At 53.1% G+C, this 25,224-nt stretch carries 21 protein-coding genes and 6 pseudogenes; 11 read left to right on the top strand and 16 right to left on the bottom strand.

Features of this window, described 5'->3' with window-relative positions:
* Positions 1–3 precede the first annotated feature (3 nt).
* Positions 4–1,044, bottom strand: a pseudogene (locus ACQGXV_RS32365) (IS256 family transposase); the annotation flags it as partial.
* A 104-nt stretch (positions 1,045–1,148) separates the two neighbouring features.
* Between ACQGXV_RS32365 and ACQGXV_RS32360 the strand changes: the two are divergent.
* Entirely contained in the window at positions 1,149–2,123 is a 975-nt protein-coding gene (locus tag ACQGXV_RS32360; RefSeq protein WP_440862690.1) for an IS30 family transposase, read from the top strand.
* Here ACQGXV_RS32360 and ACQGXV_RS32355 read toward each other — a convergent pair.
* The 4 genes and pseudogenes from ACQGXV_RS32355 to ribA all read right to left on the bottom strand — a co-directional run bounded on the left by ACQGXV_RS32355 (position 2,075) and on the right by ribA (position 4,769).
* A complete protein-coding gene (locus ACQGXV_RS32355; protein WP_440867761.1) occupies positions 2,075–2,611 on the bottom strand; it encodes an IS630 family transposase in 537 nt (178 codons plus the stop codon). The genes ACQGXV_RS32360 and ACQGXV_RS32355 overlap by 49 nt on opposite strands.
* Positions 2,535–2,900 carry an IS630 transposase-related protein gene (locus ACQGXV_RS32350; protein WP_440862584.1) on the bottom strand — a complete coding sequence of 122 codons (366 nt, stop codon included), beginning with the start codon at positions 2,898–2,900 and terminating at the stop codon, positions 2,535–2,537. The genes ACQGXV_RS32355 and ACQGXV_RS32350 overlap by 77 nt, the downstream gene beginning before the upstream one ends.
* 104 nt (positions 2,901–3,004) lie before the next feature.
* A pseudogene (locus ACQGXV_RS32345) lies at positions 3,005–4,045 on the bottom strand (IS481 family transposase).
* 124 nt (positions 4,046–4,169) lie between these two features.
* Positions 4,170–4,769 carry a GTP cyclohydrolase II gene (ribA, locus tag ACQGXV_RS32340; protein WP_440864318.1) on the bottom strand — a complete coding sequence of 200 codons (600 nt, stop codon included), beginning with the start codon at positions 4,767–4,769 and terminating at the stop codon, positions 4,170–4,172.
* A gap of 308 nt (positions 4,770–5,077) precedes the next feature.
* Here ribA and pgpB point away from each other — a divergent pair, with 308 nt between their 5' ends.
* The 7 genes from pgpB to yciH all read left to right on the top strand — a co-directional run bounded on the left by pgpB (position 5,078) and on the right by yciH (position 9,506).
* Complete coding sequence (pgpB, locus tag ACQGXV_RS32335) at positions 5,078–5,845, top strand: phosphatidylglycerophosphatase B (RefSeq protein ID WP_440864317.1); 768 nt, start codon at positions 5,078–5,080, stop codon at positions 5,843–5,845.
* Positions 5,846–6,072: 227 nt separating this feature from the next.
* Positions 6,073–6,381 (top strand): hypothetical protein, encoded by a 309-nt coding sequence (locus tag ACQGXV_RS32330; protein WP_440864316.1) that lies wholly within the window; start codon positions 6,073–6,075, stop codon positions 6,379–6,381.
* Positions 6,382–6,393: 12 nt separating this feature from the next.
* A complete protein-coding gene (locus tag ACQGXV_RS32325) occupies positions 6,394–6,570 on the top strand; it encodes a hypothetical protein (RefSeq protein ID WP_440864315.1) in 177 nt (58 codons plus the stop codon).
* A gap of 155 nt (positions 6,571–6,725) precedes the next feature.
* Positions 6,726–7,031, top strand: coding sequence for a LapA family protein (locus ACQGXV_RS32320; RefSeq protein WP_440864314.1), 306 nt, complete (start codon positions 6,726–6,728; stop codon positions 7,029–7,031).
* 12 nt (positions 7,032–7,043) lie between these two features.
* Positions 7,044–8,213 (top strand): lipopolysaccharide assembly protein LapB, encoded by a 1,170-nt coding sequence (gene lapB, locus ACQGXV_RS32315; RefSeq protein WP_440864313.1) that lies wholly within the window; start codon positions 7,044–7,046, stop codon positions 8,211–8,213.
* Between the two features lie 232 nt (positions 8,214–8,445).
* The gene (pyrF, locus tag ACQGXV_RS32310) at positions 8,446–9,183 is read left to right on the top strand and encodes an orotidine-5'-phosphate decarboxylase (protein ID WP_440864312.1); all 738 of its coding nucleotides are present in this window, start codon (positions 8,446–8,448) and stop codon (positions 9,181–9,183) included.
* On the top strand, positions 9,180–9,506 hold the full coding sequence (yciH, locus tag ACQGXV_RS32305) for a stress response translation initiation inhibitor YciH (RefSeq protein ID WP_440864311.1): 327 nt from the start codon (positions 9,180–9,182) through the stop codon (positions 9,504–9,506). Before pyrF ends, yciH begins: the two co-directional genes overlap by 4 nt.
* Before the next feature lie 42 nt (positions 9,507–9,548).
* Here the strand turns inward: yciH and osmB are convergent, their stop codons facing one another.
* Together osmB and ACQGXV_RS32295 are read right to left on the bottom strand one after the other, a co-directional pair.
* The gene (gene osmB / locus ACQGXV_RS32300) at positions 9,549–9,761 is read right to left on the bottom strand and encodes an osmotically-inducible lipoprotein OsmB (RefSeq protein WP_440864310.1); all 213 of its coding nucleotides are present in this window, start codon (positions 9,759–9,761) and stop codon (positions 9,549–9,551) included.
* A gap of 281 nt (positions 9,762–10,042) precedes the next feature.
* Entirely contained in the window at positions 10,043–11,062 is a 1,020-nt protein-coding gene (locus ACQGXV_RS32295; RefSeq protein WP_440864309.1) for an IS110 family transposase, read from the bottom strand.
* Between the two features lie 573 nt (positions 11,063–11,635).
* Here ACQGXV_RS32295 and araD point away from each other — a divergent pair.
* Positions 11,636–12,331: an L-ribulose-5-phosphate 4-epimerase gene (gene araD / locus ACQGXV_RS32290; RefSeq protein WP_440864308.1), complete on the top strand. Its 696-nt coding sequence runs from the start codon at positions 11,636–11,638 to the stop codon at positions 12,329–12,331.
* A gap of 2 nt (positions 12,332–12,333) precedes the next feature.
* Here araD and yczR read toward each other — a convergent pair.
* Positions 12,334–13,751: pseudogene (gene yczR, locus ACQGXV_RS32285) on the bottom strand (MocR-like transcription factor YczR).
* Between the two features lie 139 nt (positions 13,752–13,890).
* Here yczR and yczE point away from each other — a divergent pair.
* Positions 13,891–14,508: a membrane protein YczE gene (yczE, locus tag ACQGXV_RS32280; protein WP_440864307.1), complete on the top strand. Its 618-nt coding sequence runs from the start codon at positions 13,891–13,893 to the stop codon at positions 14,506–14,508.
* On the opposite strand, the pseudogene ACQGXV_RS32275 reads toward yczE, so the two are convergent.
* From ACQGXV_RS32275 to ACQGXV_RS32255, 5 genes and pseudogenes are all read right to left on the bottom strand, one after another.
* Positions 14,476–15,436 (bottom strand): annotated as a pseudogene (locus ACQGXV_RS32275) (carbon starvation CstA family protein); the annotation flags it as partial. The gene yczE and the pseudogene ACQGXV_RS32275 sit on opposite strands and share 33 nt — an antisense overlap.
* Positions 15,437–15,554: 118 nt before the next feature.
* Positions 15,555–16,082 carry an IS630 family transposase gene (locus tag ACQGXV_RS32270; protein WP_440864306.1) on the bottom strand — a complete coding sequence of 176 codons (528 nt, stop codon included), beginning with the start codon at positions 16,080–16,082 and terminating at the stop codon, positions 15,555–15,557.
* A 5-nt stretch (positions 16,083–16,087) separates the two neighbouring features.
* Positions 16,088–16,471 (bottom strand): IS630 transposase-related protein, encoded by a 384-nt coding sequence (locus ACQGXV_RS32265; protein WP_440864305.1) that lies wholly within the window; start codon positions 16,469–16,471, stop codon positions 16,088–16,090.
* 198 nt (positions 16,472–16,669) lie between these two features.
* Entirely contained in the window at positions 16,670–18,607 is a 1,938-nt protein-coding gene (locus ACQGXV_RS32260; protein WP_440867760.1) for an exoribonuclease II, read from the bottom strand.
* A gap of 196 nt (positions 18,608–18,803) precedes the next feature.
* Positions 18,804–21,213: pseudogene (locus tag ACQGXV_RS32255) on the bottom strand (FdhF/YdeP family oxidoreductase).
* Positions 21,214–21,485: 272 nt separating this feature from the next.
* Between ACQGXV_RS32255 and ACQGXV_RS32250 the strand changes: the two are divergent.
* Positions 21,486–22,391, top strand: a pseudogene (locus ACQGXV_RS32250) (LysR family transcriptional regulator).
* A gap of 56 nt (positions 22,392–22,447) precedes the next feature.
* Here ACQGXV_RS32250 and fabI read toward each other — a convergent pair.
* From fabI to sapD, 3 genes are all read right to left on the bottom strand, one after another.
* On the bottom strand, positions 22,448–23,236 hold the full coding sequence (fabI, locus tag ACQGXV_RS32245) for an enoyl-ACP reductase FabI (RefSeq protein WP_440864304.1): 789 nt from the start codon (positions 23,234–23,236) through the stop codon (positions 22,448–22,450).
* Between the two features lie 166 nt (positions 23,237–23,402).
* Positions 23,403–24,218: a putrescine export ABC transporter ATP-binding protein SapF gene (sapF, locus tag ACQGXV_RS32240; protein WP_440867759.1), complete on the bottom strand. Its 816-nt coding sequence runs from the start codon at positions 24,216–24,218 to the stop codon at positions 23,403–23,405.
* Complete coding sequence (gene sapD / locus ACQGXV_RS32235) at positions 24,218–25,210, bottom strand: putrescine export ABC transporter ATP-binding protein SapD (RefSeq protein WP_440864303.1); 993 nt, start codon at positions 25,208–25,210, stop codon at positions 24,218–24,220. Before sapD ends, sapF begins: the two co-directional genes overlap by 1 nt.
* Between the last annotated feature and the right edge of the window lie 14 nt (positions 25,211–25,224).

Raw genomic sequence — 25,224 nt, 5'->3', positions numbered from 1 at the left:
TGCTTAACCGGAGATTCGTTCTCCATACATCAACATGAATTGGCTCATAGCAGGTTTCCAGTCTCTGATTGGCAAGGTCCATTTAGCAGAGATATTATGCAAGGCTAGATAGAATAATTTTAGCACCGAGTCATCCGTTGGAAATATTCGTCGCGTTTTCGTTATCTTGCGTAATGAAGCATTTAACGACTCTATTGCGTTGGTGGTGTAGATAACCTTGCGGATCTCCGGCGGAAAGTCAAAAATGACGATGAGACGTTCCCAATTATTTCTCCACGACGGGCTGATCGTCGGGAACTGCTCATCCCATTTGGCCGCGAAGGCATCCAGGGCCTCTTCAGCGCCCTCTATCGTTGCGGAACTATAGATGGTGCGCAGGTCAGCAGCAACGGCCTTACGCTCTTTCCAGCCGACGTAGCGCAGCGAGTTCCGCACCTGATGCACAATGCAGAGCTGTACCCGCGTATGCGGGTAAACAGCTTCAATGGCATCAGGAAAGCCTTTCAGGCCATCGCAGCAGGCGACGAAGATGTCCTTTAGCCCACGATTTTTCAGTTCTGTCATCACACATAACCAGAACTTGGCCCCCTCAGTTTTGGCTATCCATAGCCCCAGCAGCTCTTTTTCGCCCTGGCCGTTGACGCCGAGGGCCAGATAAACAGACTTGTTGGCCACGGCTCCGCCGTCCTGGCTTTTGACAACAATACAGTCAAGGTAAACAATGGGATAAAGCGCATCCAGCGGCCGTTGCTGCCAGCGCTTAACGTCATCCATCACAGCATTGGTCACTTGAGAAATGAAGCCAGCGGAAACATCGACCCCGTAGACTTCTTTAAAGTGTGCCTGAATATCACGGGTTGATAACCCTCTGGAATAGAGAGAAATAATGCGGTCATCGAAGCCGTTAAGCTGTTTTTCGTTCTTACCGATCAGTGTCGGCTCGAAGGTATAGCCAAGCGACTTAATTTTGATTACACCATATGGACTGAGAACAAACTCTCTGTATCGCAACCCATCTCTCTTTTTTTGCTTTTTGCTTGTGCCCATTTATGCTCAATTGCCCCATTCCCACTCGAAACGCAACAAAGTGACCCACTGGCCAGAGTCGGATAAAATCACCGTTCTGGCCCTACTGGAGATCCCGTTGCATGCAGGGAAAACATCTGACTCACAAAGAACGGTTCTACATCGAAAAGCGGCGTGGTGATGGGGTTAACCAGGCCACCATCGCCCGGGAACTGGAGCTTCCTCGTTCTACCATCAGCAGGGAACTCAGACGCAATACCGACGCCGCTTTCAACGGGGTCTATTCCTGCAGAAGGGCCGAAACGTTGGCCAGAGGGCGGCGGCAGAAAACACGGCCGGACAGCGTGATTAACCAGCTTGAACCGCACATTCAGGACTTTATCAGAACGGCGCTGTCTACCCACACCTCACCTGAGGTCATCAGTGGGCGCCTGGTCCTGGAATTTGGCCTGTCCGTCAGCAAGAACTCGCTCTATCGCTATATCCAGCAGGAGCGCCGGGCCGGCGGTGAGCTGTATCAGCAGCTCCCTCATCGGGGTAAACGGTATAACTATCAGACCGATGAGAACAAACGCGGTCCTATTCCCAACCGTGTTGGCATTGAGCAGCGGCCGGCCGTTGCTGACCTCAAGCAGGAACCCGGGCATTTCGAGATTGACACCATCTTTGGCAAAGATCAGAAATCATTCCTGCTGACGGTGGTCGATAAAGCCGTCAAGCTGGTCATCATTCGCAAACTGCCCAACAAGCGAGCAGAGACAGTGGTAGCGGCCTTCAGGGACATCGTTGCCAATACCTTCTGCGAGTTTAAAACCCTGACTGCTGACAACGGTTCTGAATTTTCCCAGCACGGGGAAATTACAAAAGTCACGGGGGCACCGGTCTACTTTGCCCGGCCATATCATTCCTGGGAACGCGGGTTGAATGAGCATACCAACGGGCTGATACGGCGTTTTTACCCGAAGGGAACGGACTTCAATTATGTCACCCATCGCAAGGTTGCAGCACTCGAACACCTGCTCAATACGCGAGGCAGAAAATCGCTGGGTTATCGTTCTCCAAATGAGGTATTTTTAACGCACTTACAGGCGGCATAATGCCCTACCGTTTTGTTGCGTTTCGACTGGGAATGGGGCATTGGGTTAAGATCTGGCGAATATGTAGGCAAATACTCCACCATATACCCTGCATCGATGATGACTTGTTGAATATTATGTTTTTTGTGAAAAGTGGCATTGTCCATCATGATTACACTGTTTTTAGGGAGTACTGGGATAAGGACTTGTGTGACCCAGGCATAGAAAACATCGCTGTTAATATTGATATCAAATAATCCGATAGCAAACAGCGTTGTGCCTAATAAAGCGCCGATAACATTTGTTCTTCCCCTAGCTCCCCAGTTCTTCAGGCCAAAACACCGTTGACCTTTTGGGGAATAGCCGTGAGTCCGTGGGGCATCGTGTGAAAAACCACTTTCATCAATAAAAACAATAGGTTTACCTTCTTTTTCATACTGTTGTTTTTTTTGTTGAAATCCCTGCCGGGCGTTTTCGTCGGCTTTCGGATGACGTAGAGTTTTTTTTATAGGTCAATCCCAGCTTTTTAAGCGCTTGCCAAATGGCCTTCTGACAAACGCCAAAACGCTCTGCACGTTCTTTTTGGTAAGCATCTGGATATTGTTCAACATCTTTTATCAACTCGGATTTATCGATCTTTCGCTGACGCGTGGTCGATGCTTTTGACTCTATTTGATTAATCCAACGCGATACAGAGGCAGGGCCAATCCGAAATTGCTTCGCTGTTTCTCGGATACTCAACCCTTCGTTTTTCCGTGTAGATATCACTTTACGTCTAAAATCAATTGAATAGCTCATTTAAATAATGTAATCAAAATTAAGTCGTTTAGCTATAACGATAAATTGTACTAGCTCAGACCTGATCTGACAGTTACTGGTTATTTATACAGGTGTCTGTCAGATTACATCCGGTTCAGATCCTTTTCTGCCCAGACCCCTTTTCCATCAAGTAACGTGGCCATTGGCGTTCGCCCGCAGCACATTTTTCCCTGATGAGTTCGCTCATTATTGTAATGCCACAACCAGTTGTCCAGATCTGCCTGCAGGCTCTCCAGGTCCCCATATAACTTCTTTCGGAACGTAACCTGATAAAAATCCTGCAAAATCGTTTTATGGAAGCGCTCTCAGATGCCGTTCGTCTGCGGAGACATCGCCTTCGTTTTTGTATGGTCGATATCGTTGATGGCCAGATACAGCTGGTAATCATGCTGCTCCACCTTACCACAGTACTCCGTTCCCCTGTCGGTCAGTATTCTCAGCATCGGCAGTCCCTGAGCCTCGTAGAACGGCAGTACGCGATCATTTAGCAGGTCGGCGGCAGTGATCGGCGTTTTACTCGTATAAAGCTTGCAGTGTGCCACTTTCGAGTACGTATCCACGAACGTCTGCTGGTAGATACGGCCCACCGCTTTCAGATTGCCAACGTAGAAGGTGTCCTGCGACCCGAGATAACCCGGATGAACCGTCTCGATTTCGCCGCTGGCCTCATCATCATGCACCTTTTTCTCCAGCGCTGCGATTTGGACATCGGTAAGCACGATGCCTTCTCTGGCAACTTTTTCCTCAAGCGCCTTCAGGCGTTTACGGAAGCTCTCCAGATCGTGCCGTTGCCAGATGGACCGCACGCCGCTGGCGGAGATAAATACGCCTTTTTTACGCAGCTCATTACTGGTCCGGTGCTGCCCGTGGGCCGGGAAGTCAACGGCATATTCAACAACCGCGCGTTCAGTGGCTTCGTCGGCGCGGTTCTTCAGGTTGGGAACCCGGCGGTTCTGGTTAACCAGTGCATCGATGCCACCTTCAGCAGCCAGTTCCTGATAACGGTAAAACGTGTCGCGCGACACGCCCATGATCTTGCAGGCTTTTGATACGTTACCAAGTTCTTCGGCGAGATTGAGCAGGCCGGTTTTGTGTTTGATGATGGGATTGTTAGTATGAAGCATGAGAGTTACCTCGCGTTTTGTTTAAGGATTAGACACCCATATCAAAACCGGTAACTCTCAACCTTTCAAGGTCATGTGTCAGATCAAGTCGCGACTAATACAGATAAATCGTTATAGACACAGATTAACGCGGAGGGAGATCCAACATATGGCCCATCTTGGCCGCTTTCGTTGCCAGATAGCGCTCATTTTTCGGGTTGCGTCCCACGACTAACGGCACACGTTCAACAATGTTGATGCCTGCGTCATTGAGGATTTTTACTTTTTGCGGATTGTTGGTCAGTAAGCGGACTTCATTCACGCCCAATAGCTTGAACATGTCCGCACACAGCGTGAAATCGCGCTCATCAGCCGCAAACCCGAGCTGATGATTTGCTTCGAAGGTATCCGCCCCCAGGTCTTGTAACGCATAGGCGCGAATCTTGTTCAACAAGCCGATATTACGCCCTTCTTGTCGGTGATAGAGCAGTACACCACGCCCTTCTTCAGCAATATGGCCCAATGCGGCTTCCAGTTGGAATCCGCAATCGCAGCGCAGGCTGAACAATGCATCACCGGTTAAACATTCGGAATGGACACGAGCTAAAACAGGCGCTGGACCGGAGATATCACCGAAAACCAGTGCGAGGTGATCGTGTCCTGTGGCTAACTCTTCGAATCCTACCATGAGGAAATCGCCCCAGGGGGTGGGTAATTTTGCTTCGGCCACCCGTTTAAGCTGCATTTTACATCTCCAACACAAAAAGATTGCGCATATCCTACTGCCGGATAACGCAATTAACCAGTAAAAACGCCATTGAGGAATAAAACCAAGCGTAAACCGTGCAGGTGCCCTGCTGTGTTCATCCGGACTGTGCCGCAGCACGATGTATGTACAGCAGCACAGGTACTGACATAACGATGGAGTAGTTTACGTTCCATTTACGAAGGCGGGGCGATTTCATGATAAATTTATGAAAAAATTGCGATTTACGCCCACGCTTCAACCGTGTGTATCTGCGTTTGTGGGTGAAGGATGAAACAGGGGAAGCTATGTACGACATTGCCAAGCGCACTGCCCTCGGTGCGGGAATTTTGCTGATATTGCCGATTGCCGTAGGGGTGAGCGGCTGGCAATGGCAACCCGAAACACAGGGACTTTGGCTGCGTGGACTGTTCTGGGTCACGGAAACGGTGACGCGCCCCTGGGGAATAGTGACCAGCGCACTCTTGGCGCTCTGGTTTTTGTTGTGTTTACGTTTTCGTTTCAAACCGGCGTTGGGCGTGCTGGCAATCATGGAGCTGACGGTGCTGGTTGGTCAGGGCATGAAGTCGTTAATTAAAGAGCGGCTTCAGGAGCCGCGCCCTTTTGTCGTCTGGCTGGAAAAAACGTACCATGTCGACGAACGCTATTTTTATTCTTTGCAGCGTCCTGAACGCGCGCGTCTGGTGGCGCAGCAACTGAGGGCACAAACGCAGATCCCTGAATGGCTGCGCGCCCACTGGCAATTTGAAACCGGCTTTGCCTTTCCATCGGGGCATACCCTGTTCGCGGCAACCTGGGCGATGCTGGCGGTAGGGTTGTTGTGGGCGCGGCGGCACTATAAAACCGTGGCGGTATTGATGGTGTGGGCATCGGGGGTGATGGCCAGTCGTTTAGCCTTGGGCATGCATTGGCCGCAGGATTTGATCGCGGCCACCCTGATGAGCTGGGTGTTAGTGGTGCTGGCGTGTACGCTCGCGCAGTGCTGGTGCGGTCCATTATCGCGAACGTCTCAGGAAAAACAAGGTGATGATAACGTGAAGCAGGAGCACCAGTGACGCCGTTTATGATGTCAGGCATTGCGGTTCAGACCCTGAACCCGACGGGTGTTTCAGGCCGATGGGCTTTGGTCAGCGATCATCACTTACGCCGCCTATCCTTGAACGGTCTGATACGTAAAATCGTCTCTGTGACCAATACACATAACCGTAAACGGAAGTTGGTCTCTGCGGTGCAGAAATAACCAAGGTGCATAAAGGTGGGGATACGGGCAAGGCTAAATCATGTGATTGCCAAAGATGGAACCATATTGCAAGATGCGCTAGAGAGTATACATCTGAGGTTGAACGTCACCCTGGCGTCTCAGCACTCCCTCGTCAAAGGTAAAACGGTGCAATTGCCTTACGGCCCGACCGATATTTTCACATTGGAAAAGTGGGGGGCAGAGTACCGCATTGTCAATGCGATCGAGGGGGTAACCTCACACATTGACGGTTATTATGTTTTCATTATCCCTGTCGACGCGCCGTATAAAATCCAGTGCGCAGCGCTAGCCTGCCTCAAAGAACCGCTAAGCAGATTCCCCCTAAAATGACATTCTTCCTTTGTGAATGTCACCAAGGTGCATTTCGCCGGGGTGTTGAAATTCGTGCAACAGCTGCTGGCTTTTTGGAGTAATGCCAGCGGCCATTTCATGCCTCCGGCGGAAGCTCGCCACGCGCTCTTGCCCTATATAAAATTGCTTTTGCCTGAATCGCGTTTTGTCGATCATCGCTTTTTGTAAGCAGATGGTGCAAAAACAGGCGGCGCCGCCGCTCTTGCCTGATGCTACCTCCGTTAGTCGTGCCCTTTCTCCGGCTATAATGGATAATTCTATGGGGTTTAGCGCCAACATTTGGCATAATCATTAGGTTAAGGCGATATCTCAGGAACAAGAATGTGAAATACTTGCTGATCTTCTTATTGGTACTGGCGATATTCATCATTTCCATTACGTTGGGGGCACACAACGAGCAGGTTGTTACCTTCAACTATCTGTTGGCGCAGGGCGAATATCGTGTTTCCACGCTACTTGCGACGCTGTTTGCAGTGGGGTTTGTGCTGGGGTGGGTGATCTGCGGTTTATTTTACCTGCGATTACGCATCACACTGAGTCGTGCGCAGCGTAAAATCAAACGCCTGGAACAGCAGCAGTCTGTAACAGAGAGCGAACCATCGCCCTTTGCGCCCTCTGTTTCCCACTAAGGATCCTCCTCTATGTTAGAACTGCTGTTTCTGTTATTGCCGGTGGCCGCCGCATACGGGTGGTACATGGGCCACAGAAGCGCGCAGCAGGACAAAGATCAGGAAGCCAACCGCTTGTCGCTAGAATATGTGACAGGTGTAAACTTTTTGCTTTCTAATCAGCAAGATAAAGCGGTGGAACTGTTCCTTGACATGATCAAGGACGAAAGTAACACCTTTGAAGAACACCTGACGCTCGGTAACCTGTTCCGCTCTCGCGGTGAGGTTGACCGTGCTATTCGCATTCATCAGGCATTGACGGAAAGTGCGTCGTTATCTTTCGAACAGCGCTTGTTGGCGGTGCAGCAACTGGGGCGTGATTACATGGCCGCCGGGCTGTATGACCGCGCTGAAGAGATCTTCACCCAGCTAGTGGATGAAGAAGATTTTCGTCGCAGCGCGCTTCAACAACTGTTGCAGATTTATCAGGCTACCAGCGAGTGGCAGAAGGCGATCGATATTGCGGAAAAACTGGTCAAACTCGGTCAACCGCAGTTGAATACGGAAATCGCCCATTTCTACTGCGAACTGGCGCTACAAGCGATGAGCAGTGACGATCTGGATAAAGCCCTGACGCTACTCAAAAAGGGCGCAGCAACGGACAAAGCGTGCGCACGTGCATCGATCATGATGGGGCGTATTCATATTGCCCAGGAACGCTATGGGCCTGCGGCAGAGGTGCTCCAGCAGGTTAAGGAACAAGATAAAGCCTTTGTCAGTGAAATCTTGCCGATGCTGGAAACCTGCTATCAGCATTTGCCTGCGTCGGAGGCATGGGAAGATTTTCTCAAACGCTGTGTTGAAGAGAACACTGGCGCCAGCGCCGATCTGATGTTAGCGGATATCCTTGAGCGTAAAGAAGGGGCTGAGGTGGCGCAGGTCTACATCAACCGCCAGTTACAGCGCCACCCGACTATGCGTGTTTTCCATCGCTTGATGGATTTTCACCTGAGTGAAGCCGAAGATGGTCGAGCTAAAGAGAGCTTGCTGGTGCTGCGCGATATGGTGGGAGAACAGATACGGACCAAACCGCGCTACAGCTGCCAGAAGTGTGGTTTCACCTCGCAATCCCTATACTGGCACTGTCCTTCATGCCGCTCCTGGGACAGCATCAAACCGATCCGTGGTCTGGATGGACAATAGCCTGAGGCGTGCAGTGTGCCTAATGCGTGTTGTCCATTTTATAAAACGCGATTTAGTTACAACATGCTTTTAATTAAGCACGAATCCGCGGTGAACACCGCGCGAAATGCGGCACAGTCCGGCAGGGTCGCTGGGCTTTCGCGGGCGAGAAGGGTAAAATGCGGCGGAAAATTTTTATACGCGGACCAATTTCACTCCACGGATTTAATCGCAAAGCAAAACTGAGGGCCACATGAGCGAACACATCACCCCACCGCATGCCGTTACGTCGCCGATCGTTGTCGCATTGGACTATGCTGACCAGAATCAGGCGTTGGCGTTTGTCGATCGCATCAATCCACAGGATTGTCGGCTGAAAGTGGGCAAAGAGATGTTTACCCTCTTCGGTCCGCAATTTGTTAAGGCATTACAGCAGCGCGGTTTTGACGTTTTTCTCGACCTCAAGTTTCACGATATCCCTAACACAGCTGCGCATGCGGTGGCGGCGGCGGCAGAATTAGGGGTGTGGATGGTCAACGTCCATGCCAGTGGCGGCCGACGGATGATGGAAGCGGCGAAAGCGGCATTGCAGCCCTTTGGTGCCGATGCGCCGATGCTGATTGCTGTTACCTTATTGACCAGCATGGAAGCTGACGATCTGCTGGCGTTAGGCATCACTGCGACACCGGCGCAGCAAGCGGAGCGCCTTGCGGTGCTGACCCGTGATTGTGGATTGGATGGTGTGGTGTGTTCTGCCCAGGAAGCGCAGCGCCTGAAACAGGTTTGTGGTAGCGCATTTCAACTGGTCACGCCGGGTATTCGCCCAGCGGGCAGTGCCAGTGGCGATCAGCGTCGCATTATGACGCCGGAACAGGCGCAGGCGGCCGGCGTTGATTATATGGTCATTGGGCGTCCGATCACCCAATCTGCCGATCCGGCGCACACGCTGGCGCAGATTCGGCGTTCGTTATTGGCGGGAGGGCAGGGATGAGTGACAGTAACAGCCGGTTGGTCTATTCCACCGACACCGGACGCATCAAGGAAGAACACGCTCCGGTGGCGCGTGCCAAAGGCGACGGCGTGGTGCGCATTCAACGACAAACCAGCGGACGCAAAGGAAAAGGGGTGTGTATTATCACAGGTCTCGATCTGGATGATGCCGCGCTTACTGCGTTGGGTGCAGAGCTGAAAAAGAAATGTGGCTGTGGTGGCGCGGTGAAAGAGGGCACCATTGAGATTCAGGGCGACAAGCGCGATCTGTTAAAACAGCTATTAGAAGCGAAGGGGTTGAAGGTCAAACTGGCGGGCGGTTAATACAGAACCTGACAGCAGGGCGGCCCCTGCTGTCACTCGCTATTAGTCGACCTGATGACCAATAATGCCGCCAATGGCTGCTCCGCCCAGTGTGCCCAGCGTGCCGCCACCGGTCAGGATTGCCCCACCGACTGCGCCAGCCCCAGCGCCAATGGCGGTATTACGATCGCGTTTGGACATGTTGGAACAGTCGCTGAGCGTCATGACTAATGCAACGGCAAGGGCAGTAACGACGAAACCTTTTTTTACAACCATGGTGATCTATATGAACGCATCCCGTTTGCAAAGCATTCGTGGTGTTGACATTGACAGTAGGTTGCAGCTCTATATTCGGCCTTGTTGCAGCCGCTGCTGCGGGCCTCGATGAGATTCGCTGACTCACACCTCATTCTCCTGGCGAGCTTTAAGCTCAACGCCCCATTCAGGTTTAGTGAGTCACGGTCTTACCTGTCGTTGTCATCACTACGGCTGCCCTAGCAACCTTTCAGCATTCACCCTTCTATTAAAAGAGTTAATGTTTTGCCAGTATCTGTCGTTCAGAACGGCCTGACACTGACGTGTTTTTTGTCGTAAGTTCGGCTATGTGCCACCAGGGCCCACACCGTGCGCGCTATCTTGTTAGCCATCCCCACCACCGCAACGCTGGTTGTCCGTCTTTTCAGCAGCTCCGTAACCCACGGGTTCGGCTCTTTCGCCAGCAGCGTCGCAGCCCTGGCTCCGTGGATAAACAGCGTCCGGAGATAAGCATCGCCGCGTTTACTGATGCCCAGAAGCCTCACTTTGCCGCCGGTGCCTGTTTGCTTTGGCACCAAGCCGATGTAGGCTGCGAACTCCCGTCCTGATCGGAAGGCTCCCGCATCTCCCATGATGGTAACTGCTGCGGTGGCAACCAGTGGGCCAACACCTGGAATGTCCATAATCCGCCGACAGACCTCATTCTGTTTCGCCCAAGTGGCAAGCTGTTTTTCGATACCCTCTATCTGCATATCCAGGTCATTGAGGCGCCGATGCTGGTCTTCAAACTGGTAGATCAGGAACGGTGGCAGTTTTTCCTTAAGTCGCTCAAGCACCTCTGGCATCGCCTTGTCCAGTGACGCCCGGCCTTTACGCACAGTTTCGCCGAACTCCAACAGCAATCCGTGCAGCGAGTTGATTTGCGCGGTGCGGAACTTCACTAACTGGCGGCGCATTTTGTGCAGCGACAGTACTGCCTGCTGTTCCTCAGTTTTGACGGCAACGGCTTTAGCTGGCTGCTGGACCGCCATCCAGATAGCACGGACATCCATCACGTCATTTTTATTGCCCATCACGAAGGCCTTGACGAATTTGCCCTGGAGTAGTCTGACCTTATGCCCCAGTTTTTCCAGCTCCCGCGCCCAGTACTGGGAACCGCCGCAAGCTTCCATGCCAATCAGGCAAGGCTCACGATTGCTGAAGTATTCCAGCAGCGCGTCGCGCTTTATCTGTTTATCGATGACTTCACCGGTATGTTCATTAATGAAATGAACCTGCATCAGATGTTTTGCGATATCGACGCCAACAGGGGTATATTTCATGTCGTGGATCCTCCAGTTATCAGGGAGCTTTATGCATCCCGTGTTGGGCACAATGATGCAGTAAGTCTGCGAGGATCCACACCTTACCTGCCGAACCCTTCGCTGCTCTCAAATGTGTGGGATGCGTTCATCTCATTCTCCTGATGTTTTCGCCCGCTCCTGATGTTTTCGCCCGCGGCGCCGGAAAATATCGCATTACACGATATTTGAACTATTTAATTTGACCTTGTCGGCCATCTCTCTCTTTCTCTCAGTATAATCGTCGGAAGTGCTCTGGGCAGGTGGAAAAATCCTAATTGCTTCACGCCGAGTGTCTCGTAAATGCCCGTAGTACCATCACGCTGTGCATGGTGATAAATGACTTCCCTGTCATAAACGGTAATGCGCAGCAGAACGTAGCAGGGTTTTTAGCCAGTTATAGCCAACCGACTTAAAAATGATTACATCCTATGCCCTGATATGCGGCAAAGAAGCATAGCTGGCTGTTATCAAAATAATGTCGCTTGGCTATAGCCCATAGGTGTGGCCCCCCGACTCCCCGACAATATCCTATCGGATGAAAGGGGGCGAACGATGTTAGAAGAACTCAAACAGCAGGTGTTGGAGGCGAATTTGGCGCTGCGAGCGCATCACCTGGTGACGTTTACCTGGGGAAATGTCAGTGCAGTCGATCGTCAGCAGGGGTTGATGGTGATTAAACCGTCGGGTGTGGCTTACCCGGTGATGACCGCTGAAGATATGGTGGTGGTGGAGCTGGCAACCGGGCGCGTGGTTGAAGGCAGCAAGAAGCCCTCATCGGATTCAGACACTCATCGCGTACTCTATCTGGCGTTTGATCAAATTGGTGGCATTGTGCATACGCATTCGCGTCATGCGACAATTTGGGCGCAGGCGGGCAAAGATTTACCGGCCTTTGGTACTACCCATGCTGATTACTTTTACGGCGCAATCCCTTGCACCCGTCTGATTACCGACGCGGAGATCGACGGCCGTTATGAGTGGGAAACGGGGAATGTGATTGTAGAGACTTTTCATCAACGCCAGCTTTCGCCCTTGGATATCCCCGCCGTGCTCGTCAACGCGCACGGTCCCTTCGCCTGGGGAAAAGACGCTGACAGTGCGGTGCACAACGCGGTGGTGCTGGAAGAAATTGCCTATATGGGCATCTTTACCCGCCAGTTGACACCGGACGTCGGCCCGATGCAGCAGCAACTGCTGGATAAACACTACCTGCGTAAGCACGGTAAAAACGCCTATTACGGACAATAACCTTAAATCAACCCACCTCGTGGATAACTGACGCGGTGGGCTGCAATGCGATCCCACACTGGCCTGATGCGTGTCAGCGCATCTTCAATTCGACTGACTGGCAGCGTAAAAGGGACGCGTAAAAAGCGTTCAAAAGCCCCTTCAATCCCAAAACGCGGCCCTGCGCCAATTCGTATCCCCAAGGTTTCTGCATTGGCTGCCAACATGGTGGAGACCGGCTGTGGCAGTTCTGCCCACCAACAGAGGCCACCACTGGGCGTATTCAACTGCCACTCAGGAAAATGGCGCGCGATAGCAGCCCCGGTTTGGTCCCGCTGCTGGCGCAAACCGGCGCGGCGTGCAGGTAAGATCTGTTCTGCATCCTGCAACAATTCCGCACAGGCGAGCTGTTCCAATAGCGGAGAGCCCAAATCCACGGTATCGCGCATCTGTATCAGTGCGGCGATGGTGCGAGCGCTGGCACGAATCCAACCGAGTCGTAGCCCACCCCAAAAGCTTTTGCCCGCCGAACCCAGCATGATGACGTGTCCGCTGTCATCAAAGGCGGCGGTGGCGGAACGTCGTACCACAGTTCAGACATGGTTTCATCCACCACCATCGGCGTGCGCGTACGTGCCGCGATCTCCGCCACAATCTGGCGCGTAGCGCTGTCCATGCAGCGACCGGTGGGGTTGTGAAAATCGGCGATCAGGTAAGCGAGGCGTGGAGCGGCCTGAGCAATCGTGATGGCAAGGCCATCGGTATCCCATCCCTGAGCGGGCAGTGCTAAGGGAATCGGGCGACAAGCTGCGCCTTTTATCGCCCCAATTGCGTGAGGATAGGTCGGGTGTTCAATAATTACGCGGTCTCCCGGGCCGGTCAGCAGCCGCAGCAGCAAGGTAAAACCGCTGACCGCGCCGTTCACCACCATGATTTGATCCGCGGTGGTGTGCAGACCACGCTCGTTGTAGCGTTGCGCAATCGCTGTGCGCAGTCGTGGCAGTCCAGCGGCGTCGTAGCCGCTGTGTTCGAGATACTCTGGCAACTGAGACAGGGCGCGGGTATAGGCCTGATGGATTTCTGGACCTGCGGGCAGGGCGGCGCAAGAGAGATCGACTGCAGGCAACGGCAAACGGGCTATATCCGGCTCAGTGCGCGCAATGGGCAGCGTTGTGAGAGAGCCAGAACCTTGGCGGCTGGCAAGATAGCCCTCGCTGCGCAGTTCGGTCAAGGCACCGGTTACCGTGGTACGGCTGATGTGCAGTATTTCTGCCACGTCGCGCTCGCCCGGAAGGCGGGTATCCAACGGCAAACGTCCATCCAGGATCAGCAACCGCAATCCATCTGCCAACTGGCGATAAGCCGGAGTGCGTGATTCGGGTTGCTGCCAGTTACCGAGCAGACGCTGTAATGAGGCCGAGCCGATTCGCCGTGCAGCCATGGTAAACTCCGAGACGGATTAAAAGCCACTTTCGATAAACTGAACCTTAAAATAAAGTCCATTTTGCGTTAATGTAGCACAACTTCCTTGATGACGTCATCCTGTTGGTGACGAAGGGTTTATGGTGGGGTGAAGTACTATGGCGTATCGGCTTGGATTACTGTATGTGGGATTGGCTCTGTACGGCATTGCAATCGCCATGATGATCCGGGGAAATTTAGGGGTGGACCCGTGGGACGTCTTTCACCTCGGGTTAGCGCAGCATTTGCCACTGAGTGTGGGGACTATCATCATCCTGATGGGCGCGTTGGTGCTGCTGCTGTGGATCCCGCTGCGCCAGCGACCGGGATTGGGGACCATCAGTAACGTTATCGTGATTGGGCTGGCCACCAACGTGGGATTGGATTTACTGCCAGAAATAGAACACCTCGGAGCACGCACGGCGCTGTTGGTTGGGGGTGTCATCACCAATGGGCTTGCCACGGGCATGTATATCGGTGCTGGTTTTGGCCCTGGTCCTCGCGATGGCTTGATGACCGGCATCGTGGCGCGCACCGGATGGCAAATTCGCTATGTGCGAACCGGCATCGAACTGACGGTGCTGGTGGTGGGGTGGATACTCGGCGGCACGATCGGCGTGGGTACGGTGGTGTATGCCTTTGCGATTGGCCCGCTGATCCAACTGTTTTTACCCTATTTTGTCGGGCAGTCGCGCGAACGCACCCGGGCCGCTACCGTCAATAAAGCGAGTGACTGATGGCATTTTCAGTTCTGGCGTGGCGAGCACAATACCCACGGCCAGACCGACAATCACACCAATTTTCAGGAATTTAGAAAGATAATCACGGGGAGCCAACAGCAGCCACACTGGCAGCACCGAAGCGATAAAGCTATAGATCATCAGCGCCCAGGTCAGCGTGGTGCCTTGCAGGGTAAAGAAGGGGCCCCAGTACGGATGGACTGAGATGTCGCCGCCGTACACGATGGCCATCATCATCAATACAAAACCGATCAGTGAGACTTCAGCAATTTTTCCGGGGCGCAGAAAGCGCATGTAAACACCCATAAACAGCGCAATCGGGATCGTGGCTGCAATGGTGAACACCCCCCAGGGGCTGTGTGCCAGCGCTTTGACCACCACCAGGGCCAGTGCGGAAAGAATGATGATCATCACGCCCAGCGCGCCCAGCATGGTGACCATGCCTGCAAAGGTGCCCAACTCTTGTTTTGCCATCTCCCCGAGCGAACGGCCATCGCGGCGCGTCGAGATAAACAGGACCAGAAAATCCTGTAACGCACCAGCGAACATTACCCCGACCAAAATCCAGATGGTGCCCGGCAGAAAACCCATCTGCGCGGCGAGAATCGGGCCAACCAACGGGCCTGCCCCGACGATAGCGGCAAAGTGGTGACCAAACAGCACCCATTTGTTGGTAGGAACATAATCTAACCCTTCATTGTGACGTTCAGCCGGCGTGACACGGCGGTCATCCAGTTCAAACACTTTTTTAGCAATAAACAGACTGTAAAAGCGGTAGGCAATGCTGTAGCAGGATACGGCGGCAATGACCAACCACACGGCATTAACATGCTCTCCGCGGCTTAAGGCCAGCATGGCGAAGGCGATAGATAGCCCCCGCTAATGCGACCAACAGCCAGATCACTATGCTCTTGACATTATTCATGACAACGGCTCCTTCGTTACCCAACTAATGGGGCGAGAGTTTTGCTGGCTTTTAGGGCATAACGCCATAGCAAACGGCGCAGCCCTTAAAAACATATAGCCAAGCGACTTAATTTTGATTACACCATATGGACTGAGAACAAACTCTCTGTATCGCAACCCATCTCTCTTTTTTTGCTTTTCGCTTGTGCCCATTTATGCTCAATTGGGTTAAGATCTGGCGAATATGTAGGCAAATACTCCACCATATACCCTGCATCGATGATGACTTGTTGAATATTATGTTTTTTGTGAAAAGTGGCATTGTCCATCATGATTACACTGTTTTTAGGGAGTACTGGGATAAGGACTTGTGTGACCCAGGCATAGAAAACATCGCTGTTAATATTGATATCAAATAATCCGATAGCAAACAGCGTTGTGCCTAATAAAGCGCCGATAACATTTGTTCTTCCCCTAGCTCCCCAGTTCTTCAGGCCAAAACACCGTTGACCTTTTGGGGAATAGCCGTGAGTCCGTGGGGTATCGTGTGAAAAACCACTTTCATCAATAAAAACAATAGGTTTACCTTCTTTTTCATACTGTTGTTTTTTTTGTTGAAATCCCTGCCGGGCGTTTTCGTCGGCTTTCGGATGACGTATAGCCAACCGACTTAAAAATGATTACATCCTATGCCCTGATATGCGGCAAAGAAGCATAGCTGGCTGTTATCAAAATAATGTCGCTTGGCTATAGAGTTTTTTTTATAGGTCAATCCCAGCTTTTTAAGCGCTTGCCAAATGGCCTTCTGACAAACGCCAAAACGCTCTGCACGTTCTTTTTGGTAAGCATCTGGATATTGTTCAACATCTTTTATCAACTCGGATTTATCGATCTTTCGCTGACGCGTGGTCGATGCTTTTGACTCTATTTGATTAATCCAACGCGATACAGAGGCAGGGCCAATCCGAAATTGCTTCGCTGTTTCTCGGATACTCAACCCTTCGTTTTTCCGTGTAGATATCACTTTACGTCTAAAATCAATTGAATAGCTCATTTAAATAATGTAATCAAAATTAAGTCGTTTAGCTATAGTGTATTTCAGCGTGATGCGCGGCAGGTGCAGATGAGAAAATGTGAGCAAGAGTGGATTTTTGTAAATTAAATTCAGATTTAGCTACTGACGATGCGTGAGGAGAGAGCCTGATGCGGGAAAAACGGTGTCGCCAACCCACAGGCTGGCGACACCAGAGGATTATGCTGCTGGTTTGGCAATGATACTACGCGTTTCCATGCGCACGTCGGTCAATACCACGTCCAGCGTATCGCTTTGGCGGTAGACCACTTCACCTTTCACGGAGACCGTACCGGTTTCCTGGCTGCTGACTAATTCATCGCGCACTGCGTGAATAAACGAAGCCGGGATAAACGCAACGGCACCGTTGTCCAGCAAACGCACGCGCAGACCTCCACGCGTCACATCGATGATCTCGGCACGGAAACGGGCAGCGGTACCGGCTTTCGGTTTCAGGAAACGGGCATACAGCCAGTCACCAACGTCACGCTCTGCCATACGGTTCAAACGGCGGCGTTCCGCCATGTGTTGCGTGCTGTCATCTTGCGGTTTCTCAGCTGGTTGCTGGCAAATAATGGCTTTCAACAGGCGATGGTTGATCATGTCACCGAACTTACGAATGGGCGAGGTCCAGGTGGCATACGCATCCAGCCCCAGACCGAAATGCGGCCCCGGCGTGGTAGAGACTTCAGCGAAGGTTTGGAAGCGGCGAATGCGGCTGTCTAAGAATGACGTCGGTAACGCATCCAGCTCACGGCGCAGTTTGCAAAAACCGTCTAGCGTTAACAGCGCGGAAGCATCCGCTTCAATACCGTTGTTGCTTAACACTGTCACGGCCTGATCGACCTGTGTCGGTTCGAAGCCGTTATGCACGTTGTAAATGCCAAAGCCCAGCTTCTCTTTAAGCATGCGCGCAGCGCAGATATTGGCGGTGATCATGGTTTCTTCGACGATGCGATTGGCGATACGGCGTTGCTCAACCACGATATCCAACACATCGCCCTGCTCGCCGAGCAGGAAACGGTAATCAGAACGGTCTTTAAACACCAGCGCATGGGTGGCGCGCCAGGTGCTACGGGCCAGACCGATGCGGTGCAACAAACGGATTTGTTCGGCAACGGCATCGTTCTCCGGCTGCCATTCACCCTGTTGCTCCAGCCAGTCTGAAACGTTGTCGTAAACCAGCTTGGCCTTGGATTCTACCCAGGCGGCAAAGAACTGCACATCATCACCCAGCGTACCGTCAGCCGCGACGGTGACGCGGCACACCACTGCCGGGCGGCGCGCTAGCGCGCGCAGGGAGCAGAGATCGTCGGAAAGCACGCGCGGCAGCATCGGAATATTGAATCCCGGCAGATAGTTGGTAAACGCACGTTGACGCGCCAGCGTATCCAGCGTACTGCCCGCTTCCACATAGGAGGTAGGATCGGCAATGGCGATAGTGAGTTCCAGGGTGCCGTCGCCGTTGTCTTTGGCATACAGCGCATCGTCCATGTCTTCGGTGCTGGCGCTGTCGATGGTAACAAAGGTCAATGCGGTTAAATCTTCGCGCGTCAGGTTACTATCATTGAGCGTCAATTCACTGTCCATTTCTGGCGCAGTAAGCTCAAGATTATGACGTGACAACGTCACCCACCACGGCGCCAGCGGATCGTCGCCAGTGGTGATGTATTGCGTTAATTCTGCATGAAAACTGCGATCGCCTTTGAGCGGATGGCGGCGCATTTCCGCCACCGCCCAATCACCATCCTGAAAGGTGTGATTTATGTCGCGCCCGGTACGGCAGGGAATCGCCTCTTTCAACAGCGGATGATCGGGCAGGACGGCAAAGCGGTCATCCTTTTTCTGCACGCGGCCAACAAAGCGCGTCAAAAAAGGTTCAATCAGGGATTCCGGTTCTGCAATTTCGCGATCTTTGTCGGTGTGCAGCGTCGCAACGATACGATCGCCATGCATCACCTTCTTCATCTGCGGCGGTGGAATAAAGTAGCTTTTTTGTGCGTCGACTTCTAAAAAGCCGAACCCTTTATCAGTGCCTTTCACCACGCCTTCAGCACGCGGAGTTTGGGAGTGAAGTTGCTGTTTTAGCTGGGCAAGCAGCGGATTATCTTGAAACATAATGAGTAAAAGAGATGTCCAGATGCGGTTATTAACGACACTAATCAATGGCAGACAGTTTTACGCGAAACCCGTGCTGGCGGCAAGCGTGATGTATATCAATAAGAGCAATCTTCGCGTTTTGAGAGTAACCGCAATGCAGCGCGTAACGGGCGCAGAACACAGGCGTCCCGGCCAGTGCCGAGACGCCTGTGTATCAGGCGATACGTCGCTCAGTGTCTGTATTGCGTTGACTGCGGGTTATGGTCACAGGTACGGATTTTGAGGTCGGCGTAAAGGTTTCATCACCTACGCTTGAGAGTGGCACCAACGGATTGGTTTCCGGATAGTAGGCGGCCAGATTACCGCTAGGAATGTTGTAGCTGACCAGCCGAAATCCGCTTACCTTGCGTGTGATGCCATCGTGCCACACTGTCTCGATATCCACGTTGTCACCGTCAGCCAACCCCAATGCGGCGATATACTGCGGATTGATAAACAGCACCTCGCGTTGTCCGTAAACGCCACGATAGCGGTCATCAAGGCCATAAATGGTGGTGTTGTACTGATCGTGCGAGCGCAGGGTTTGCAGGGTAAAAGGAGCCTGCTGAGAGACAAGCTGCGGAAACAGGGTTTTCGGCAGTTCGGCGGCACCGAAGTTGGCCTTCTGGTTCGGCGTATTGAAACGTAGTTCAGCTGCTGCATTGCCTAAATAGAATCCGCCGGGTTGTTCGCAACGGAGGTTGAAATCGTTGAAGCCGGGCAAGGTGGCGGCTATATGATCGCGGATCAGAGAATAATCCCCCGCAAGTGCCAGCCAATCCACCGGTTGGTCGCCCAGCGTCGCATTGGCAATGCCAGCCACGATTGCGGTCTCAGAGCGCTGCTGCTCAGACAGGGGATAGCCTACACCTTCCGAGGCGTGCACCATGCTGAATGAGTCCTCGACGGTCACAAACTGTGGGCCGCTGGCTTGGATATAGCCAACCGACTTAAAAATGATTACATCCTATGCCCTGATATGCGGCAAAGAAGCATAGCTGGCTGTTATCAAAATAATGTCGCTTGGCTATATCACGCTCGGTGCGTCCCTGTGTCGGCAGGATCAGCGCGTCTTGTTTACCCGTGATCAGGTGGCTGCGGTTAAGTTTGGTGCTGATGTGTACCGTAAGCTGAAAGCGCTGCAATGCAGCTTCGGTACGAGGCGAATCCGGCGCGGCGGCGGCAAGGTTACCGCCCAACGCGATCAACACGCGAGCCTCATCGCGCAGCATGGCTTCCAGCGCTTCCACGGTATTATGGCCGGGTTGTTGCGCAGGGGTGAAACCAAAATGCGCACCAAGGCTGTCAAGAAACGCCTGACTCGGTTTCTCATCAATGCCCATGGTGCGATTACCCTGCACGTTGCTGTGTCCGCGCACCGGGCATAGCCCTGCGCCCGGCTTGCCTAACTGACCAAACAACAGTTGCAGATTGGCGATCTCTCGCACCGTGGCAACGGAGTGTTTATGCTGTGTGACACCCATGGCCCAGGTACAAATGACGCGCGGCGAGCGTTGATAGATATCGGCCACGGCGCGTAATTGTGCTTCGCGTAAACCCGATTGCTGTTCAATCTCGGCCCACGTGGTGGCATCGACCACTGCCAGATACGCCTCAACGTTGGCCGTGTGGCTGGCGATAAACGCACGGTCAAACAGTCCCGGTTGCTGCTGTGCCAGACGCTGGCGATCTGTTTCAAGCAGGGCTTTGACCATGCCGCGCACTGCGGCCATATCGCCGCCGAGATGGGGTTGTAGGTAAGTTTCGCTGCTAGTGCCGGACAGCGGTGTCAGCAGTTCCAACGGGTTTTGCGGGTTGGCAAAGCGTTCCAGACCGCGTTCGCGCAGCGTATTGAATGACACGATGTGCGCGCCGCGATCAGCGGCATGGCACAGGCTGTGAAGCATCCGCGGATGGTTGGTGCCGGGATTTTGTCCAAAGACGAAAATGGCATCGGCATGTTCAAAATCTTCAAGGCGAATGGTGCCTTTACCGACACCGATGCTTTGCTTTAAACCGGTGCCGCTGGCTTCGTGACACATATTGGAACAGTCGGGGAAATTGTTGGTGCCAAACAGGCGACCAAACAGCTGATACAGGTAAGAGGCCTAGTTACTGGCCCATCCCGAGGTGTACAGATCCAACTGATTGGGGGGTTCCAGGGCGTGGAGATGCCGGGCGATCAGCGCAAAAGCATCCTGCCACTCAATCGGGACATAGCGATCGCTGGCGCGATCATAGCGCATCGGATGGGTCAACCGCCCCTGATACTCGAGAAAATAGTCGCTCTGCTGGCGCAGCCTGCTCACGCTGTGGGCGGCAAAGAACGCCGGATCGATGACTTTGCGCGTGGCTTCCCAGCTCACTGCTTTGGCCCCGTTTTCGCAAAAACTGAAGGTGCTGCTGTTATCATCACCCCAGGCGCAGCCGGGACAGTCAAAACCTTTCGATTTATTGACGCGGAGCAAGTTTCGGATATTTCTCAGCGCTTGCTTGCTGTCGAGCACAAAGCGGGTTGTGGCTTCTAAAGAGCCCCAACCACCTGCTGCGCTCTGGTATGGTTTGATGGCGTGTTTAAATTTCATAGTGGTATCCGCAGGTGTTGAATGTTTGTGTTATGTAAATTTTATATTAAATATTTGCGATGTGTGGCCAGTCTAAGAGTGAGGGCGTCGGTCGTCTAATCGACTGTGACTATGGCGCGATTGGTCAGGGTTATTAAATTTATATGCTTGGTATCTTTGGTATTTTATAACCCCTTATCGGCGAATGACTTGCGGTACACGGAGAAATTGGTTTCACTGTCACTTCAATGGGACGTTCCCCTTAATGTTCACGCCAGACAGGAAGCGACATCATCGACATCAAACAGCTCATTTATCTGTGCAATCTCGAGAAAGAACGTCATTTTGGCCGTGCGGCGGAGGCCAGTTTCGTCAGCCAGCCCACGCTCTCAATGCGGCTGAAAAACCTGGAGCGCGAGCTCGATTTGGCGCTGATCAAGCGCGGGAACAATTTTGAAGGGTTCACGGCAGAGGGTGAGCGCGTTTTGGCCTGGGCGCGAGAAATTGTGTCGATTTATCAGGGATTGAAGCTGGAAGTGGCGTCGCTCAAGCGTGGCGTGAGCGGCGTATTGCGCATTGGTGCGGTGCCGCAATCGGGAATGGTGCTGCCACAACTGCTGGCTGCTGCCCATGAGATCTACCCGCAGCTCGACTATCAGGTCTCCTTGTTCAGTGCCGATCAGCTTCTTGAGGCGTTGAATGCCCATGCGGTTGATATCGGTCTGGTTTTTTTCGAGTTTGCCACGCTCAACGAGCTGGCTTTTCAGGCGGCTCCCGTGCACCGCAGTGAGATTTCTCTGGTGTACCACCCGCAGGCATTCCCGCAGATGGTCGGAGAAACGCCGCTGGCATTATCGGATTTGGCGGATTTACCGCTGTGTCTGGCTGAGCCCAGCCGCTATTTTCGGCGTTATCTTGATGGACACTTTCGCGAGTTGGGCGTGACGCCGACGGTGAAAGTGGAAAGTGCCTCGGTGATGCAATTGGTGCAAAGCGTATTTTTAGGATTGGGCTGCGCCGTTGTGCCTTAGGGAAGCCTGTTGCCGGAAATGACGCCCGCACTGCGTTTTCGCCCACTCACGCTGCCACCGATGCAGCGTCAGGCGGCGCTGGTTGTGGCTCCGGTTGGCAAGGTTACGGCCCTGGCGCAAAATTTCTTTGTTTTCGCGCAGACCTGGCTGGCAGCACACGCGGATTGAGTTGGACGAAAAAAAACCACCGGATACCGGTGGTTTTTGCTAATAGCAGTTGGAAATTAATCCAGTTCCAGCTCATTCATGGCGGCGATGTTGAAGCCGCCATCCACGTGCAGGACTTCACCGGAGATACCCGCAGCCAGATTCGAGCACAAGAACGCAGCCGTGTTGCCCACGTCTTCAATAGTGACCACACGGCGGATAGGCGTAACGGCCTCGCAGTGGGAGAGCATTTTTTTGAAGTTCTTGATGCCAGACGCCGCGAGCGTGCGGATAGGGCCTGCGGAAATGGCGTTAACGCGCACACCTTGCGCGCCCATGGCGTTCGCCATGTAGCGAACGTTAGCTTCCAGAGACGCTTTGGCCAGGCCCATCACGTTGTAGTTCGGGATAGCGCGCTCGGCACCCAGATAGGAGAGCGTGACCAGTGCAGAGTTCGGGTTCAGCATGGCGCGGCAGGCTTTTGCCATCGCCACGAAGCTGTAGGAACTGATATCGTGTGCAACGCTGAACCCTTCACGGGTCACTGCGTCGACGTAATCACCATCCAGTTGATCGCCCGGGGCGAACGCGATGGAGTGGACAAAACCGTCAAAGGTCGGCCATACGTTAGCCAGTTCGGCAAACAGCGCTTCAATGCTGGCATCTTCCGCAACGTCGCACGGCAGTACGATGCTGGAACCCAGCTCTTGTGCGAAGCCTTCAACACGCGATTTCAGCTTATCGTTCTGGTACGTAAACGCCAGTTCAGCGCCTTCGCGTTGCATCGCCTGTGCGATACCGAATGCAATTGAGCGGTTACTGGCAACACCCGTTACCAAAATGCGCTTACCGGTTAGAAAACCCATAGCAGTAATCCTTGTGATTATAGTTGCTGCGAACGCCTGCACAGAATGCGTTAATCAGGGCGTTCGAAGTGAGTAAACCGGGCGATTCTAGCATGGTTGCCCCTCGTGGGGTACTCCGAGCAGTATCGCCCATGCGTTTGCCGCGATGTCGCGCTGGCGAATCTGGCTAAAACTGCGCGCCGTCACGGCGCCAGGAATCGGCACTGAGCGCTTCGCCAAAGTAGCTGGCAATCAGGCGTTTGGTCAAATCGTGCAGCGGTGCGGCCAACACGTCTACGGTGCTGCCTCGTTCGACCACTTTACCGTCGTGCATTACCACGATCTGATCGCTGATGTGCTTCATCATGCCCAGATGCTGAGTGACATAAATATAGGAGATCCCTTGTTCTTCCTGAAGTTCCAGCATCAAATTAATGATTTGCGAGCGCATCGACATGTCTAACGAGGCCAGCGCCTCATCAGCCACGATCACCTTGGGCTGCAAGATTAACGCCCGAGCCAATCCCACGCGTTGTTTTTGGCCAGGCGCCAGCGCCTGCGGGTAGTAGTAAGCGTGGTCCGGGCGCAGGCCTACCTGTTGCAGCGTCTGGTTGATAATTTTTTCCCGCTCATGACCGTTCAATGTGGTATTCAACCGCAGCGGCATATCAAGCAGTTGGCCGATACGCTGACGTGGGTTGAGCGCATTACCCGCGTCCTGAAAAATCATGCGCACCTGCTGGCAGCGGAAGCGATAATCGCCGTAGCACAAAGGGTGGTCGTTAATCAGCAGTTCACCGGAGGTCGGTGGAATGACGCCCGCCAACATTTTCGCCAGGGTCGATTTGCCGGAGCCGTTCTCACCGATAATCGCCAGCGTCTGCCGTTCGCGCAGCGTGAAACTCACCGATTTCACGGCTTCAACGTGTTGGCGGTGAAACAACCCGGTGCGATAGCGGAACGTTTTGGTCAGGTTGCGCGCTTCGAGTAGAATGTCATCCATCATTGCTCCTCCGTATTAAGCGGGAAATGACAGGCAAACCAGTGATTTTTGGTCGAGACCAACAGCGGTGTCTGCATGCATTTTTTCTGCGAATAGGGGCAGCGTGGGCCCAAACGGCAGCCTACCGGCAGGTACTCCAGAGACGGAATCGCACCCGGCAGCGTGTTGAGTCTGCTTTTGTGCGGCAACGAACGCCCGAAATCGGGCATGGCGCGGATCAGCGCCTGGGTATAAGGGTGGTGGGGCGCGGTGATCAATTCTTCGCTTGGCGCGCTTTCCAGCGTCTGTCCACAGTAAAGCACGTTGATGCGATCGGCCCATTTGCTCATGGTTTGCAGGTCATGACTGATCAATAAAATGGTGGTGTTATTGTTTTGGTTCAGCCGCGACAGTAGCCGGAAAATCTGTGCCTGCGTGGTCGACTCCATCGCATTGGTTGGTTCATCGGCGATCAGCAGACGCGGCTGATTCGCCAAGGCGATGGCAATCATTACCTTCTGGCATTCACCCTCCGTCAATTCATAGGGGTAACTGCGCATGATATCTTTATGATCTTTAATGCCGACCCGGTGCAACAGTTCGATGGCGCGGCGTTTGCGCCACTGAAAACGCTGCCACCAACGACCTTTGTAGGTCCAGCCGGGAATGGCAAGCATCAGCTGTTTGCCAATGTGCTCGGAGGGATCGAGACAGGATTGCGGCTCCTGAAAAATCATCGACACGTTGTGGCCCATCAGCTTACGCCGTGCGCGGGGTGAGAGTTGCAGCAAGTCGATATCATCAAAACGGAAGCGATCAGCCGTCACTCGCCAGTTATCTTTGGTTACGCCGCAGATGGCTTTAGCGATAAGGCTCTTACCCGATCCTGATTCGCCGACCAGGCCGCGGATTTCCCCTTCTGTCAGGGTAATGCTGACGCGATCGACGGCCTTGACCGGACCGTCAGGCGTAAGGAATTCAATGGTCAGATTACGAATATCAAGTAGTGCCATGGTTCGTCTCCGCC

The sequence above is a fragment of the Symbiopectobacterium purcellii genome, from assembly GCF_052050035.1.
Taxonomy (GTDB): Bacteria; Pseudomonadota; Gammaproteobacteria; order Enterobacterales; family Enterobacteriaceae; genus Symbiopectobacterium; species Symbiopectobacterium purcellii_A.
This window is presented reverse-complemented; position numbering and strand designations above follow the sequence as displayed.

Bases quoted from the DNA above. Each gene is read 5' to 3' on its own strand.
- ACQGXV_RS32360 (WP_440862690.1), top strand. From the start codon at position 1,149: ATGCAGGGAAAACATCTGACTCACAAAGAACGGTTCTACATCGAAAAG.
- ACQGXV_RS32350 (WP_440862584.1), bottom strand. From the start codon at position 2,900: ATGAGCTATTCAATTGATTTTAGACGTAAAGTGATATCTACACGGAAA.
- ribA (WP_440864318.1), bottom strand. From the start codon at position 4,769: ATGCAGCTTAAACGGGTGGCCGAAGCAAAATTACCCACCCCCTGGGGC.
- pgpB (WP_440864317.1), top strand. From the start codon at position 5,078: ATGTACGACATTGCCAAGCGCACTGCCCTCGGTGCGGGAATTTTGCTG.
- lapB (WP_440864313.1), top strand. From the start codon at position 7,044: ATGTTAGAACTGCTGTTTCTGTTATTGCCGGTGGCCGCCGCATACGGG.
- pyrF (WP_440864312.1), top strand. From the start codon at position 8,446: ATGAGCGAACACATCACCCCACCGCATGCCGTTACGTCGCCGATCGTT.
- yciH (WP_440864311.1), top strand. From the start codon at position 9,180: ATGAGTGACAGTAACAGCCGGTTGGTCTATTCCACCGACACCGGACGC.
- osmB (WP_440864310.1), bottom strand. From the start codon at position 9,761: ATGGTTGTAAAAAAAGGTTTCGTCGTTACTGCCCTTGCCGTTGCATTA.
- ACQGXV_RS32295 (WP_440864309.1), bottom strand. From the start codon at position 11,062: ATGAAATATACCCCTGTTGGCGTCGATATCGCAAAACATCTGATGCAG.
- araD (WP_440864308.1), top strand. From the start codon at position 11,636: ATGTTAGAAGAACTCAAACAGCAGGTGTTGGAGGCGAATTTGGCGCTG.
- yczE (WP_440864307.1), top strand. From the start codon at position 13,891: ATGGCGTATCGGCTTGGATTACTGTATGTGGGATTGGCTCTGTACGGC.
- ACQGXV_RS32265 (WP_440864305.1), bottom strand. From the start codon at position 16,471: ATGAGCTATTCAATTGATTTTAGACGTAAAGTGATATCTACACGGAAA.
- ACQGXV_RS32260 (WP_440867760.1), bottom strand. From the start codon at position 18,607: ATGTTTCAAGATAATCCGCTGCTTGCCCAGCTAAAACAGCAACTTCAC.
- fabI (WP_440864304.1), bottom strand. From the start codon at position 23,236: ATGGGTTTTCTAACCGGTAAGCGCATTTTGGTAACGGGTGTTGCCAGT.
- sapF (WP_440867759.1), bottom strand. From the start codon at position 24,218: ATGGATGACATTCTACTCGAAGCGCGCAACCTGACCAAAACGTTCCGC.
- sapD (WP_440864303.1), bottom strand. From the start codon at position 25,210: ATGGCACTACTTGATATTCGTAATCTGACCATTGAATTCCTTACGCCT.